Annotated in this window: 13 protein-coding genes; 4 read left to right on the forward strand and 9 right to left on the reverse strand. The window is 55.6% G+C overall.

Annotation, left to right across the window (positions count from 1 at the left end):
* Positions 1–181 precede the first annotated feature (181 nt).
* The 9 genes from hpsJ-A to hmpF form a co-directional block, all read right to left on the reverse strand.
* Positions 182–961, reverse strand: coding sequence for an HpsJ-like protein, cyanoexosortase A-associated (gene hpsJ-A / locus SPI6313_RS12960; RefSeq protein ID WP_072621380.1), 780 nt, complete (start codon positions 959–961; stop codon positions 182–184).
* 57 nt (positions 962–1,018) lie between these two features.
* Positions 1,019–1,693, reverse strand: a complete 675-nt coding sequence (locus tag SPI6313_RS12965) for a cyanoexosortase A system-associated protein (RefSeq protein WP_072621381.1) — start codon at positions 1,691–1,693, stop codon at positions 1,019–1,021.
* On the reverse strand, positions 1,690–2,538 hold the full coding sequence (gene crtA, locus SPI6313_RS12970) for a cyanoexosortase A (protein WP_072621382.1): 849 nt from the start codon (positions 2,536–2,538) through the stop codon (positions 1,690–1,692). Before crtA ends, SPI6313_RS12965 begins: the two co-directional genes overlap by 4 nt.
* A 246-nt stretch (positions 2,539–2,784) precedes the next feature.
* Positions 2,785–3,561 (reverse strand): cistern family PEP-CTERM protein, encoded by a 777-nt coding sequence (locus SPI6313_RS12975; protein WP_072621383.1) that lies wholly within the window; start codon positions 3,559–3,561, stop codon positions 2,785–2,787.
* A gap of 434 nt (positions 3,562–3,995) precedes the next feature.
* Positions 3,996–4,640, reverse strand: a complete 645-nt coding sequence (locus tag SPI6313_RS12980) for an S-layer homology domain-containing protein (protein ID WP_175551136.1) — start codon at positions 4,638–4,640, stop codon at positions 3,996–3,998.
* Between the two features lie 218 nt (positions 4,641–4,858).
* Entirely contained in the window at positions 4,859–6,040 is a 1,182-nt protein-coding gene (locus SPI6313_RS12985; protein ID WP_072621385.1) for an NAD(P)/FAD-dependent oxidoreductase, read from the reverse strand.
* A gap of 154 nt (positions 6,041–6,194) precedes the next feature.
* Positions 6,195–7,589: an AtzE family amidohydrolase gene (locus SPI6313_RS12990; RefSeq protein ID WP_072621386.1), complete on the reverse strand. Its 1,395-nt coding sequence runs from the start codon at positions 7,587–7,589 to the stop codon at positions 6,195–6,197.
* Positions 7,586–7,774, reverse strand: a complete 189-nt coding sequence (locus SPI6313_RS12995; protein ID WP_072621387.1) for a DUF4089 domain-containing protein — start codon at positions 7,772–7,774, stop codon at positions 7,586–7,588. Before SPI6313_RS12995 ends, SPI6313_RS12990 begins: the two co-directional genes overlap by 4 nt.
* Before the next feature lie 54 nt (positions 7,775–7,828).
* Positions 7,829–9,598, reverse strand: a complete 1,770-nt coding sequence (gene hmpF, locus SPI6313_RS13000) for a pilus motility taxis protein HmpF (protein ID WP_072621388.1) — start codon at positions 9,596–9,598, stop codon at positions 7,829–7,831.
* 362 nt (positions 9,599–9,960) lie between these two features.
* On the opposite strand from hmpF, the gene SPI6313_RS13005 reads away from it, so the two are divergent.
* The 4 genes from SPI6313_RS13005 (at position 9,961) to SPI6313_RS13020 (ending at position 15,184) form a co-directional block, all read left to right on the forward strand.
* Positions 9,961–11,043: a response regulator gene (locus SPI6313_RS13005; protein WP_072621389.1), complete on the forward strand. Its 1,083-nt coding sequence runs from the start codon at positions 9,961–9,963 to the stop codon at positions 11,041–11,043.
* A 160-nt stretch (positions 11,044–11,203) separates the two neighbouring features.
* Positions 11,204–11,572, forward strand: a complete 369-nt coding sequence (locus SPI6313_RS13010) for a response regulator transcription factor (protein WP_072621390.1) — start codon at positions 11,204–11,206, stop codon at positions 11,570–11,572.
* 67 nt (positions 11,573–11,639) lie between these two features.
* Positions 11,640–12,173 (forward strand): chemotaxis protein CheW, encoded by a 534-nt coding sequence (locus tag SPI6313_RS13015; protein WP_072621391.1) that lies wholly within the window; start codon positions 11,640–11,642, stop codon positions 12,171–12,173.
* 83 nt (positions 12,174–12,256) lie between these two features.
* The gene (locus tag SPI6313_RS13020; RefSeq protein ID WP_072621392.1) at positions 12,257–15,184 is read left to right on the forward strand and encodes a methyl-accepting chemotaxis protein; all 2,928 of its coding nucleotides are present in this window, start codon (positions 12,257–12,259) and stop codon (positions 15,182–15,184) included.

The raw sequence follows: 15,184 nt of genomic DNA on the forward strand, positions 1-15,184 counted from the left end.
GAGTATGACACCGCTAAAATCAGGCTGGGTGATGGTGTGTTACGCTTCGCTAACAGCGCCCTACGGCCATTACACAGCTAAAAAAATGATTGATCGTAAGGTGGGTTAGGCGGGTTAAACTTTCGCTATCACTACAATCTAGCAATCCGCCGTAACCCACTAATCAAGGTGTGTTATGCCACTAGGAACGCGATCGCGCCCAGCCGGTTAATTTCCAGATCAACGCCAGCAACACACTAGCAATTAACGCCCCCAGATTCCACTTCACCCCATTTTTCAGCAGGGCGAGGCGGCGTTGTCGGAGGGTGGCTTTGCCTTGGGATTCGGCGGCGGCGGCCATTTGGGCGACGGATTCCCGGAGTTGCGTTTTCAGCGGGTCGATCTGTTCAGGGTCTTCGATGGTGATGCTGCGGCCTTGGCTGTCCAGTTGTTGAATCACTTGGGCCATGGCTTCGGGGGTGTTGGCGTTGTCGATCGCGGCTTGAATTTGGGTAATTTCTGTGGCTTGTTGGTCAAGCCGGGTTTGAATGTCGGCGGTGGTTTGGCGATCGAGGCGTGCCGTATTGAGCAAGCCCAGGGGAATCATTAAAAAGAGCAGAAGGCCAGCCACCAAGCTGAACCAAGACAAACTGGTTAAACAGAAGGGTTCCCAGCGCGATCGCGCCCGTTTCCCGCCCCAAAACACCAACACCGCCCCCACCAAACCAATGGGGACAACGCGCTCAACAACCCCCCCCAAGGCCTGCAACTCCCAGGTGGGGTTTAACAGTTGCGGGGGGATGAGCAAATCTACGGCTGTGATCAGAGTAAACAAAAGTAAGCCATAGCCAATGCAGTGGGCCAGGGCCAGGGAGGGTAATTGACTGCGGGAAAATTCCCAGAGTTCATTCACCCGTGGATCGGAGGGAGTGACCGAGGATTGCTCAGCCGGGATGGGGTCAGGGTCAGGGAGAGCAGACATAGAAAATCATCAAAAGAGTGGACATCATCATACAGGTCGAGCGGTGGCAAGCCTGAGTTAGAGGGGTGGAAAGGTTTGGCTCCAGTGCGATCGCCATTCGGGCCAAACTGACTCTAAAATTGCATAGGCATCGTCCGGTGAACGCCCCTCTAGGGGGAGCCGTAACGTTGTCCACAAACAACGATAATCCCGGAGGGGACTCTGTCCCATCATCCACTTCCACAGGTGCGACAAGCGCCAATCAATCACATCGGCCCCCCGTGCCAGTTGAGGGTAGAGAATGACACTATGACCACGGGGACGTACACAGGCGTGTAGTTCGACGTGATCTTGGCGCGTGACGACCCCGTAAAATCCCTGCTGATCCGTTTTGTGAATCTGAATATTGATCAGGGTCGGGCTATACATCCGAAAATAGGTTTCATTGACAAAGGGATGGGTGACATAGGCGACGGTGGCTTCTAGGGTGCGATCGCCCTGTTGATAGCGGTATTGGTATGCGTCTGGGGCAAGGCTCGGATCAAGGGTGCTGGGGTCGTAGGGTTCGGCGGTGACGAGTTGCCAACGCGAGAGTGTCACGGCATCGGGATAGTCAAGGCCGGCTTGGGTGGTGAGGCGAGGCGGCGGCGGGAACAACAGCGATCGCACCACCACAGCCCCCACGCCCAGCGTCAACAGTCCTAACAGCCCGATTCGCAGCCCTGACCCCAGGAATTTCGGCGCGTTCGTCATCCCACCCGCTCCGGCGGCGGCGGTAAGCGATCGTGATCCAACATCAGGGCATAACTCCCCCCCAGCAAGCACACGGCCATGAGGGCAAACAGCAATGACCCCTCGCCGGTATGCCAGTAGTCAAAGGCCCCGCGATTGCTCGGCCCGGTCAGCATGGCTAAAATTGCCACTCGAATTCCGTTGGTGATGAATGCGATCGCCACGGCTAGCAAGGGCGTTAAAACCTGGAACCAACGCCGATAGAGCGGAAACATCAACAAACACAACACCGACAAGCTCAACAGGTAAAAAATAACATCCAGCCCAGAGCAGCCCATATTCACATCCACCCGTCCCGACGCGGATGTGATGTACGTCCCCAACCGCTGCACCTCAAACCCGGAATACCACAGGAGAAACGTACTAAACTTCGCGGTAATCGGTGAAAAATCCACCATCGGCGTTAAGACTACCTTGGGCACACCCAGGCAAAACAGCACCGTTAACTCGCGCCAATAACACCACAGCTTGCCCGCCCCCGACGTTAAGCAAAGCCACCCCAACGCCATCCCAAAGGGATACACCCCCAAAAAATTGGAAGTGGGCAGAGCCAAACTCCTAATCAGCATCGGGAGCAGAATGATCAGACCCACGAGGCTAGACACCATCCCAGAATTCAGGGGCAAGGCTTGACGCTGTTGCCAAAGGCGCGAACCCACCGCAAACCAGACGATCGCACTCACGGCTAGAAAATTAATATTGCCCGTGCGCCAGGTCAACGTGAGATGAATGGCAATTAAGCCAAAGGCGATCGCACTGAGGAGCCATCGAATCACATAATCCCAATGTTGCCCAACGTTAACCATACGCCTTACTCGATCTTGATCAAAACTGTCAATTTGCGCCTATCTTAGCAACTTCTACCCCTCTGCTTCTGCTCCTAAAACCCTAGGCAAAACGGCTGGGCAGAGCATGGGTCGCTCACAAAAGGATCGCCCCTTCATCTTGGGGTAAATGAGGGGCGATCGTGGCGTAGTTCTAGCACATTGTCATTATCTAGCCCGACTTAACGATTGCTTCAATGCTGTTTAAGTTGGGCGATACCAAAACAACTAAACAGCAGTTCGTTGTTGATGTTTCCGCTTGAGCAATGTACCGAAGCCTACCGCTGCCGCTGTGCCTAGGATCGTCAGCGGTTCAGGTGCAGCCTGCCCTGTTCCGGTGCCACTCCCACCGTTGATGCCATAGTAAGCACTGTCAATACTTTGGTAGCGAACCCCAAAATTAGACATGTTGAACGAGGTGATTTCTTGGTTAAAGTCTAAGGTGATTTGGAAGGTTTCCATCGTGCCATTCCAGATGCCGCCGCCGCCACCACCATTACAGTTTTTGGTGGAGCCGCCATCATTGAAACAGACATCAATATCTACTCCACCATTGGCTTTAATATCTTTACCGATGACTGTGGTATCGAATGCCCCGGAAACATCAATGTCCGAAAAATCAGGATCAATTTGAAATCCAAAGACACTGACGCGATAACTTTCAAACAAATTAGAATCCGGCTCAGGAATATTAAAGGGGGAATAAGCTTTCAAGCCCACATAGCCTTCCACATCAAGGATGACCTGGCTTGTTCCGTTGCCACTGATGAATGACGAAACATGCATGCGGAAGGTTGAAGCGAGTCCTGAGAGGTCTTGCCCTTCGACATTGCCGCCGACATTGATATCAAGCCAGCGCCCCACATCCCCAAACCCTTCGGCATCTAATGGGTCATTGGCGTTTTTGAAAATGCTGATCGAACCATCTGGACTAACGGTGAAGGCTTCAGCGGTGGGAGCCGTGAGGCTAGCGATCGCACCACCGAGGATGCAGGCTGAACCCATTAGCGAGAAAGCCCGGTGACGATTGGGAAGTAGGCTTAAAAGGTGATTAATCATAGTGGCTGCTGCACTCAACAAAGAAGATAAAAGCGATTCACAACGACAGACACCATTCAAGATATCGGTTGTGAGGATGTTGGAAAGCAGAAATTAAGTCTTTAAAGAGTTAAAGCTAGATACTGCTTCAAACGGGGAATTGAGCGCTTGAAGCCTTGTCCTACACCCATCCAGAAACTTTCCACCCTTAATCTAGTTAAAGATACTGATATTGACAATAGTCTTCTGGTGTCTTTACCGTATCTTTACAGAATACCGAGGTCAACTATCTTTTTGTGAACCTCGCAAATATACGGAGGTGCGATCGCAGTGAACCGATGATGCAGCTTGATGCTGGAGGATTGACAGAGACGACCCCAGGGACGGCGATCGCGCCGAGGCTAAAAGGGTAAATTTTGCAAGGGAGGACGATTGAAGGAATTGGGCGGCCGAGCGGCGGGATTTCCCACCACATAGTTCAAGGGCACTAGGCCAAGACTGCCTTGGGCCTGACAGAGAGAGGCCGCAATCTCACCCCGACTCGCCACCTGTTGGGGCTGAAATTGACGCACAGACGGGAAGGAAACGACCAGATTATCCTCAATGGCAGCCGCCACCATCTCACGGGCATAGGGGGGGATTTGGTCGGCATCGTTCAAGGCACGCCCCAGAATGGTTTCAGGTCTTTGGGAGGGAAAATAGGCATTGAGGCCAGAGGCGATCGCTAACACCAGATGGAGGCGGATCACATTCTCTTGGGGGGAAAATGTCCCCACGGGAAACCCAGAGAGAAAATTTGTTTCGTAGGTGTAGCGGATTGGCATGATCGCCCAGTTGGTATCGGTGACATCGGCGTAGGTGTTGTCCTGATAGGTGCGGATGAACGGGGATGCTGGAAAGGCACGGGCGAGGATCGTGGCAAATTCGCTGCGGGTCATGGGCAGACTGGGGCGAAAACTACCGTCGGGGAAGGTGGGCATAATCCCTTGCCGAGAGAGATATTCAATACATTGGCGGGCCCAATGGCCGTTAGTATCCGTGGGCATGGATTGGGCAAGGCTTGGCGCAGCCAGGAGGGTGCTTGTAATCAGTGCGATGAATCCCGTAAGTTTTGACCCGATGTTCATATCCGCGTGGCAATCAATGGTGTGAAGGAGAAGGCTCCCGCTTCAGAATAACTGAAGAATTCCGGAATCTTCGACTTGCGATCGCGAATTTTTGACCATCCCGGCAAAATTCCCGCCCCTACCCCTCATTCTGGAGCTCAATGAAAACCCAGCTGGGGAATCACCTCATCCTCGCCTGTGAGGGCCCAGGTGGCAAAGTGGCGGGCAAGGGAGGGGGTTACAACGAGGGTATTACTAAATCCAGAAAAAAGGCTGAGATTGCCATGATCCCGGAGATGACCGACCTGGGGCAGGGGGTTGCCGCTGAAGGCCACAAGGCAGTGAAACCATTGGGCGGCGCGGGGGGCGAGGGTGGGGAAGAGTGGGGCGAGGGCTTGGCGGAGTTGGGTTTCGCTTTGGACTGGATCGAGGGGGGCATCCAGGCTGGTGAGGGTGTGGCTGGCTTGGCCAAAGAGGATGCGGCCATCTTGGAATTGCACGGCACCGGGGTCAAGGATGGCGGCGGCGGGTTCATGGCCGGGTTCGCGCCATTGAGGGCGGACGGCGGGGGCACTGGCGGCGGCTTCGAGGTGAAAGCGTTGAACTAGGGCGGGCATGATGATGTGGTGGAGGTGCAGGCTAGGGTCAGGGGCAAATTCGAGGCCCGCTGCATGGGTGAAATACAGGGGCGGGTCGATGCCGAGGGGTTTGAGGAGGGGGCGGCTCCAGGCTCCGGCGCAGAGGGTGATTTGGGGGGCGTGGTAGGTGACGGGGCTGGTGGCGGCGTGGGTGGTCACGCCGATGATGCGATCGCCGTTTCGATTCCACTCTAAAACCGATTCATTGCGGATGCTGCCCCCCAAACGGACAAAGGCGGCCCGATAGGCGGCGGTGGTGCGGATCGGGTTGATCTGAGCATGGGGGATGCGGAGGGCGGCGGCGATCGCTGCCGGGTTCAGTAACGGCTCTAATTCCCCGGCTTCGGCGGGAGTGAGACGGGTAAAGGGATGATCAAAGGTGGCTTGGTGGGCGGCGATCGCGTCGGGGTCTTGATCGGAGGTAATGAGCGCCAGGAGGGGGCGATCGCAAAATTCCGTCTCGCTCCCCAGTTCCGCCGTCAATTGCCGATGGATAGCCAGGCCCTCCTGTGCCAATTGACGCACCAGGGGCGTTGTCCCCAGCCAATAGCCCAGCCCACCATAACTGTAGCGGCTCGCCTGTTGGGGTTCCGGGATGCGATCCAACAGCAGCGTTTTCACCCCCTGTTTCGCCAATTCATAGGCGAGGGCCGCCCCGGTAATTCCACCACCAATCACAATCCAGTCGTAATGCTTGCTCATCGCCGATCTTAAACGTCGTTACCCTTTGGCCGTCACAGCTTGTTCACCCATGACCCTCACCCCAAACTCCTCTCCCACGGGGCAATGGGCTTCTAATCTCTACGGGATGATGTCTGAACCCGCTGTATTGCCGCATTCTGTTAAGAACTCCTTGTTAGGTCGCGACAGGAGCCGCGATCACCCCTTGGCGCTCTAGACTCGCCGCCACCCGTAAGAGATAGGCTTCATTATAGGGAGCCGCTATCAACTGTACCCCAATGGGTAAGCCCTGATCTCGCACCACCGGCACGGTCAACACCGGCAACCCAATGAAGGACAGCGGTTGGGTGAAGCGACCGAGATAGGGGCGCACATCCACCGTCTGCCCGCCAATCACGGCCTCTAATTGGCCAAGGCGAGGGGCAACACAGGGGGTCGTGGGGGCTACGATCACATCCACATCTCGGAAGATGCGGCGGACTTGATTGCGATACCAGCGGCGAAAGCGTTGGGATTGGATGTACCAAGCGGCGGGGAGAATCGTGCCAGTGAGGAAGCGATCGCGCGTTGCCGGGTCAAAATCATGGGCCCGCGATCGCAGGTTTGCCAGATGATGGGTTGCCCCTTCGGCGGCGGTAATCAACATTGCCGCCGCCCGGGCCCGTTCCGTTTCCGGCAAAGTCACCACAGCATCAGCATCAAGGGCCGCCGCCACTTGTGCCACCGCCGCAAAGATTTCCGGGTCGGCCCCCGTTTGAAAATAATCCCCCGCCTGGGCGATGCGAATTCCCGGAAGCCCTAAGTTCAATTGCGGCAACACCGGATCAGGCGGATGGCGGCTGCACACCGGATCAAAAACATCATCCCCCTGGAGAAAATCAAACACCGTCGCCACATCCCGCACCGATCGCGCCATCACCCCAATATGATCCAAACTACTCGAAAACAACACCGTGCCCGCCCGCGACAGGCGGCCAAAGGTCGGTTTCAAGCCATAGACCCCACAGAGAGCCGCCGGCACGCGCACGGAGCCATTGGTATCCGACCCCAAACTAATCGGCACCAACCCCGCCGCCACCGCCGCCGCCGATCCCCCCGACGATCCCCCCGCCACCCGCTCCGGATCATGGGGATTATGGGTCGAACCGTAGTGGGTGTTTTCCGTCACGAAACCGTAGGCGTATTCATCCATATTCAACGCGCCGAGGAGGATACCCCCCGCATGTTTAAGGCGGGTGATCACGGTGGCATCTTGGCCAGCGGGTTCATCTTCAGCGTTGATTTTCGCGCCGGCCAGGGTGGTGACCCCGGCAATATCAAACAGGTTTTTCACCGCAAAGGGCACACCACTGAGGGCACTCCAGCGATGGCGGGGGTGGGGGCTGTGGTCGAGTTGGCGGGAGGCGAGGAGAGCCTGATCCGCGAGGACGGCGGTGAAGCAGTTCAGGCCCGGATCGCGCTGGTGAATCTGGGCCAAGTGATGCTTAACCACAGCTTCGACTGTGGTTTGTTGGGTTTGGACGGCGCGGGCAATGGCCACTGCATCGGCAGTGGCGAGATCGAGGGTCATGGCTCAAAGGTCGAGACAACTTCGAGATCATCGGGGAGGACAAACTCCATGACCTGGGGGGCGATCGCTGCCAACCGCTCCATCTGTTGGACGACACTGCGGCGATCGGCATCGGACACCGTCAGCCCCATTAACTGCACAGTTTGTTCAACATAGAGGGTCCAGTCAATCTCGGCATTCAGCATGGCTATCTTGATTCAAGGGGACAGGACAAGGGAAAACGGGTCGAAGCACAGCCATTAGCCCGCACTGTTGAGATTCGCGATCACAGCTTGCAGATTACCAATGGCTTCTTGCTGATAGGCTCCTGTTTGTTGCGCTTGCTCAAGCAATACTTGGAGGTGTTGGCCATGACTGCGTAAGTCTTGCGTGGACTCGTTTAAGGGTTCGACCAACTCTTCGTAGAGGTTCACTCGTCCCCACAACAGGGTCACCGTGGCTCGATTTTCCTTGAGTTGTTCTTCGAGCGATCGCACCTGATTTTGGTGTTCATCATAGGCATTAATTTGGTCTTGCAAATGGGCTTCCGCTGCGGTGACCTGAGTCTGGATTGCTTCGATTTCGCCCTCAATCGTTTGGATTTCCTCCGCCAACTCCACCTGCTGCGCTTCCAATTGCGCCAAGACCGGCATCAAATCCACCCCAGCCGCTTCATTGTCAGGGTCAGGAATGCCCTGGCGTTGGCGCAACGCCTTGAGATACTGCTTCAGGGTCGTTTGTTTTTCTGCCAGGGTGCGCCGCTGCCCCACCAGGGTTTCATCGAGCAATTTACGCTGTTCCTGCTCATCGGCCAGTTCTTCTTCGAGGGCCGAGCTATCGTAAACATTGGCCGCCTTGAGTTTTGCTTCGAGTTCCGTCACCGCCTCGCGCTGTAACTTCAGTTCTTCCTCTTGATCGGCGACAAATTGACCGAGGCGATCGTACTCCTTTTGCAGATCATCCACCCGCTGATTGAGATCCGCCAAGGACATCGTTTGTAACGCTTCCAGGTCAAGTCCGCCTTTATCCTCCCCATCACTGGGCACGACCCCCTGGGCAAGGTCGGCTAAGGCTTGATAGACTTCAGACTGTTGTCTTTGCTGGGCTTGGAGGGCTTCGAGGAGCGATGTTTTGAGGCTGAGTTGAGACTGATGGTGGGTTAAATCCTGCTTGGCTTCGTCGAGGGACATCCGCAGGGCTTGGAGATGTTGATGCTGGGTTTCCCAATCATTCGCTTGCCGATCAATCTCTTGCTGCTGCTGTTGAGCATCGGCCCGCTGTTCATCCAGTTGCCGACTGTAGTAGTCACAATTGTCCTGTTGATTGCTCACCAGGTCGAGGGTGATGGTGATTTGCTCGGCGAGGGATTCGAGGGGTAGGGGATGATCCGCGAGGTAATTCGCCAACTCCTGGAGTTGTTGGGACTGTTCCGGGTCAATGCCGACGGCTGCTACGGCGGTGCTTTGGCTGGATTCTTGTTGTTCGGCGAGGCGCTGTTGTTCGCCGCGCAGGTGGGCCCAGGCTTGTTCGAGTTCTTGGGTTTTGCGCTCAAATTCTTCGCGGATGCGATCGGCTTCGGCGCGGGCTTGTTCGAGTTCCTCGGAGCTTGCGCCTCCTCCCCCGCCGCCTTCTTCAAGGGCATTCTCAAGCTGTTCGAGTTCAGCCTCAAGCTCCATTTCTCGCTTATTGAGTTCTTGGGCTTGGAGCGTTAAGGACTGTTTCCAGCCTTCGATTTCTTCTTCTTGCTCTTTGAGTTTTTCTTGCAGGCGGGAGTAGCGTTGAAGATCCCGGATAATTTGAGGGGCTGCGGGTTCAGGGGGGCCTTGGGGTTGACGATTATTATTGAGGTTAATCGCGATCAGAACGCCGGACTCAAAGGAATTGGCTTCTTCGCATTCAATCGCCTCATCACCGGGTACAGCAGTCCAGCTTTGGTCATTACGCTGGCAGGCCAAAAGTTTGATTTCCGTGGAGACTTTCGCCATGAAGCCGCCACTTTTTTGCTTTCTTACTTCTGCGAGATACAGCACGCTGACCGTCCTCTCAATGTATCGTTTGCTGGGTTCATGATCACTGTAGTACCTTTTCGGGTCGGCTTTTCCTGTCCGATGGTATCGGTACGGTTGTTTCAGCTTGGATTGGGTAATGAAATTAAGCGTACCGCTACTTTCCCCATTTTAATCAGAGTCTCGACAATTGGAAGCATTCTGCTGGGGTGGACAAAATGGATGGTATCACCTTGGATGATGGCCCAGACTGTTCCTATGGTACTGAGCTTTTTCCATAATGAATGTTCACAGAGGATGAAAGAATGTTTTTGCTAAATGGGATGGTTAGATGAGAAGACTGAGGATGAGGGAGGCGAGGACTGTGGGTGGCGCGAAGGGTGATCATGCTTGAGGGATGGCTGGCGGATTGGGATTTGGGGATGGTGCTGGGGATGTTGGCGCAGCGCCAATGGACGGGGACGGTGACGACGATCGCATGGGATCGCAGTACGGGGTCGCCTCTGCGGTTTTGGCTGACCCAAGGGCAGTTAACCTACGGCGCACCGATCGATCCGGCCTTGGAGCACGATCGCACCTTGGACTATGGACTCGCCCCAGAAACTCACGCCGGTCTGCCGGGGGGCTATGGCGGCCTCTGGCGAGCGATGGATCAAGGGGCGATCGCCTTTGCGGATCTGCGTCCGCTTTGGCGCAGCATGATCCTGGAATTGCTGTTTGAAGGGTTCGGAATCCGATCGGGTCGGTTTGTGGCGGTTCCCGGTGCGCCCCTATCGCCCAACCTCGGCGGCTGGCCGATGGCCCCGCTGCGATCGCAGATTCGCCGTACCCGTCAAGCCTGGCATCACCTCGCCCCCCTGATCACCTCCCTGGACCAATGCCCCCGCGTCACCGATATCGAGGCCGCCCATGCCGCCCTCACCCCCACTCCCTACGCGGCGATCGCTACCTGGGCCGATGGCCGCACCTCCCTGCGCCAACTCAGCCGCCGCCTTGGGGGCAATACCCCCGTCACCATCGGTCGCTGTCTCCACCAAGGCCATCAAGCCGGTTGGCTCCACCTGCCCCCCGCGCCAGAGCCTGGCCCCAGTGCCCCCCCCAGTATTCTCTACGTCGGCGATGACCCCGACCTCAGCCAACCCATCGCCCTCGACCTCCGCGCCCACGGCTACGACATTTGTGTCGAAGCCAACCCCTTCACCGCCCTGAACTATATTTGTGACACCCTGCCGGATCTGATCCTCTGCGATCGCCGCTTACCCAGTCTGCCCGGCTCCACCTTCGCCGCCCTCGTGCGCCAACTCCCCCAGGGCGATCGTATCCCCTTCATCCTCATCCAATCCCCCCAGACCGCCGCCGCCGAAATTCTGGACTCCAGCCTGATCACCTTGACCAAACCCTGCACAACCCGTATGCTTTTAACGCTAATCCCCCAGCACCTTCCCCCTAAAAAAAGGCTCAGGAAATGAACTGAACCGATTATGATTGGGAAAATCCCGGTTGAGGGACAACTCAGCAACAGAGTAGGCTAAAGATGGGCGATACTTTATTAATGTATGAACCAGCATCAGTCCAGCGAACATTGATTCACAGGCTGCCACAGGTTTCATCAGGATTAGGTAGGGAGATATGAGTAGCAAAGTTTTGGTGGTCGAAGATAGTCTAGCCCAGCGACAAATGATTTCAGACCTCCTCAAAGGGAGTGGCTTAGACGTCGCCGTCGCGAGCAATGGCGCAGAAGCCTTAAAGCTTGTTAAAGCATACGATCCCGATATCGTGGTGCTGGACATTGTCATGCCGCAAATGAACGGCTATGAACTCTGCCGTCGGCTCAAAAGTGATCCCAAAACCCAAAATCTGCCCGTCGTCATGTGCTCCTCTAAAGGACAAGAATTCGATCGCTATTGGGGAATGCGTCAGGGTGCCGATGCCTATATTGCCAAGCCCTTCCAACCCGTAGAACTGATCGGAACCGTGAAGCAGTTACTCCGAGGCTAGGCCACGCTGAATTCAAGCAGAGAAGCGGCTGAGATGATCCATCATACAGATCAGGCAACAGAAGACTATGGGATGGAATGACCCCGGACAACTCCGGAATAGCGAGGATCTTGCCTCTGATATTGAAAATATTGGCACTCCCGAAGGTGAACTTCACCTGCGTTTCTTCCTGCCTTCTAACATTGAACTCGCTCTGCCCGCCACCGGGATTCGTGAAGTGATGAATCAGTCTCCCGATCGCATCACTCCCATTCCCAACGCCTCCCCTCTGCTGCTCGGCACGATTAATATTCGGGGGCAGGTGATTTGGGTGGCAGATCTCGGTCAGTTCCTAGGAGATCCCGTCGCCCTGAGTACACAGCGGGCAGAGATTCCCATCATCGCTGTTGAAGACCAGGATATGATTTTAGGGTTGGCCATTAGTGATATCGGGGAAATGGCTTGGCTCGACAGTGAGCAACTCACCGCCACCAGCGGGATTCCCAGCAGTATGCTCACATTTATGGTGGGAGAATGGGTTCCGCCCTATCAACAACTCGAACAACCCCTGCGTTTACTCGATCCGGTGCGCATTTTGCGGTCGGCGCGGTGGGCTTCTTAGGGGAAATCGAGTACAACAGAAGACAATGACGTTCAGGTACTATCCTACGGGTAAGCAGTTAGCTGCAAAGGCGGGAGAACTTTATGGCACAAGAGACGGACTACGCGCAAGAGTACGGGCAAGCAGAGCGTGCCTATGCCCTTGGTCAGTATGAAAAAGCCGCCTCCATCATCGATCGCCTCGTCATGGACTATGATGACGATCCTGCTGTGCAACTCTTGCGGGGTCATATCTACTGCTACGGTCTCCATGACTATGCCACCGCCCAAGAACAGTACGCACGGGTCAAAGAACTCACCGACGATCAAGACTTTATCAATTACGCCGAAACGGGGATCGAGGATGCGATCGCTGGCCTCAGTGATGACCCCGAAGACTATGGCGACACCAACGGCAACGGCAGTCTAAATAACTTCGACTCCTACGACAATACCAGCACCTTTGCCGACAATGCCTTTGATAGCGAAGCCTTTCAATCGGAATTTGCCGACGACAGCGCCTTTGCCGACCTCAGCGACTCCGGTCTAGATGACGACATCACCGACTTTGAATTTGACAACCAACTCCTCGAAAGCAATCCTCAGGCCACCGACAATTTCTTTGGCACCGATGCCGAGGATGACCCCTTTGGCATGGACGATGATTTAGATGCCACCCACTTCATGAATCCAGACGAGGATGACCCCTTCAGCATCCAAGACGATGCCGATTGGCAAACCGATCCCGACGCAGAAGCCACCCAGTTCATCACGAACTCTCCCTTTGATGACATGCAAATGGAGGATTACCCCAACTTCGATCCAGGGGATTCTGACTCCACGTTCGTGATCCCGCCCTCTTCCACTCATGGCGGGAGCAATGCCATGGACGAGGATCTCCTCTTCGATCAAGCCCTCGACCATGATTATGGCGAGGATGATTTTGCCATGGATGATTCGGCCTTTGCCACGACGGATCAGATGCTAGATGATGATTATCCTGAAACCCTGTTGATGGATTCGGGAGTTCCGGATGAAGACAGTGCCTTTGGTCTAGATGAGGAGTTCATTGAAGCCAATGCCGGGATGCCCCTGGATGAAGCGGACTATGACCTTGAAGAGGATGGCATGAGTCCGGAACTGGAGGCGGATTTTGACGCGCCAGGGGATGATAATTTTACCTTCGACGATTTCGATGATAATGCTTTCCAAGATGGGGGGTTTGATGACTTTGGGGATACCACCATTGGCCCTGATTCCTTTGCGGGCACAACGGGGGGAGACTTTGGCGAGGAAGACACCAGTGGTTTCTTAGATGAGTTTCCGGAAGTCTTCAACAATGAGCTTAACGACCTCGAAGACATTTCTGAATTTGATGTCGACGGGATCGGCGGGACGATATCGGATTCTGCCTTTGCTGAAGTGGGCTTTGATGAGGAGGTTGATCTGAGCGGGTTTGCATCACCTGGGGCGAAGCTGGGCCGGGTGGGGGCTGATCGAGACGGAACTGGATCGGGGGATGAAACGCCGACGAATTTTACCCAGACGAGCGATCGCTTCCTAGAACCCACCGTCGATGTGGACGCGGGACGCATGGCCTGGTTTGCCAACTTCCCCCTCGTCAAAAAGCAATGGGTTACCGCCGTCGCTGCTGGCGTGGCCTCTGCTCTGGCGGTCTCGTTGATCTCGTTTGTGAGTTTCAGTCGCACCCCCGAAGATCAGAAAAAGGTGATTATTCCCTACATGATCGGCTGGAATACCCTGATGACCCTCGTGGCGGGGGGAAGCGCGGGCGGTGTTGTCTGGTTCCTGGGCCGCGAAACCCTCCAGCAAATTCATCGCTCCACCACCGATCTGCAATCTCAATTTGAAGCTGTTTCCCAAGGTGATTTCAACGCCAAAGCCACCATTTATTCTGAAGATGAATTTGGCCATCTTGCCGCTGGTTTTAACGAAATGGCGCGGGTCATTCTCACCACCACCAGCGAAGCCCAACGGCGGGCCGAAGAAACCGAGCAGCAAAAAGAAGATCTCCAACGCCAGGTGATTCGCCTCCTAGACGACGTGGAAGGCGCGGCACGGGGAGACTTAACGGTGCGCGCAGAAGTGACCGCCGACGTGCTCGGTGCGGTGGCCGATGCCTTTAACTTGACGATTCAAAACCTGCGGGAGATTGTTCAACAGGTACGGGCAGCGGCGCGGCAGGTGAACAAGAGTTCCTCGGAAAATGAACAGTTTGCGCGGGGTCTCCAAAGTGATGCCTTGCGCCAAGCGGAAGAATTAGCCGTGACCCTAAACTCGGTGCAGATGATGACCGACTCGATTCGCCGGGTGGCCGAAAACGCCCGCGAAGCGGAAGAAGTGGCACGGTCAGCCGCAGCGGTGGCCCTCAAGGGCGGCGATGCGGTAGAACACGCCGTGGTGGGGATCGTCCAGATTCGGGAAACGGTGGCGGAAACGACCCGGAAGGTGAAACGCCTCGCGGAATCGTCTCAGGAAATTTCGATGATTGTGGCGGCGATTTCCACGATCGCATCGCGCACCAACCTCCTCGCCCTTAACGCTTCGATTGAGGCAGCGCGAGCCGGGGAAGCCGGACGTGGGTTTGCGATCGTGGCAGATGAAGTCCGTCAACTCGCCGATCGCTCCGCCAAAGCGTTGAAAGACATTGAGCAGATCGTGTTACAGATTCAAAGTGAGACCAGCTTGGTGATGCAGGCCATGGAAGAAGGCACACAGCAGGTGATCGACGGAACGAAACGGGCCGAACAGGCGAAACGATCTCTCGAAGATATCATCCAAGTGTCCAACCGGATTGACGCACTGGTGCGATCGATTACCGCCGACACCGTTGAACAAACCGAAAGCACCTTAGCCGTGGCGCAGGTGATGCAGTCGGTGGAACTCACCGCCCAAGAAACCTCCCAAGAATCCCAAAAGGTGGCATCTTCTCTGCAAAACCTGGTGAGTATTGCCCGCGACTTGCTCACCTCTGTGGAACGATTCCGGATTGACGATACTGATACCAACTAG

This window comes from Spirulina major PCC 6313 (assembly GCF_001890765.1).
Lineage (GTDB): Bacteria > Cyanobacteriota > Cyanobacteriia > Cyanobacteriales > Spirulinaceae > Spirulina > Spirulina major.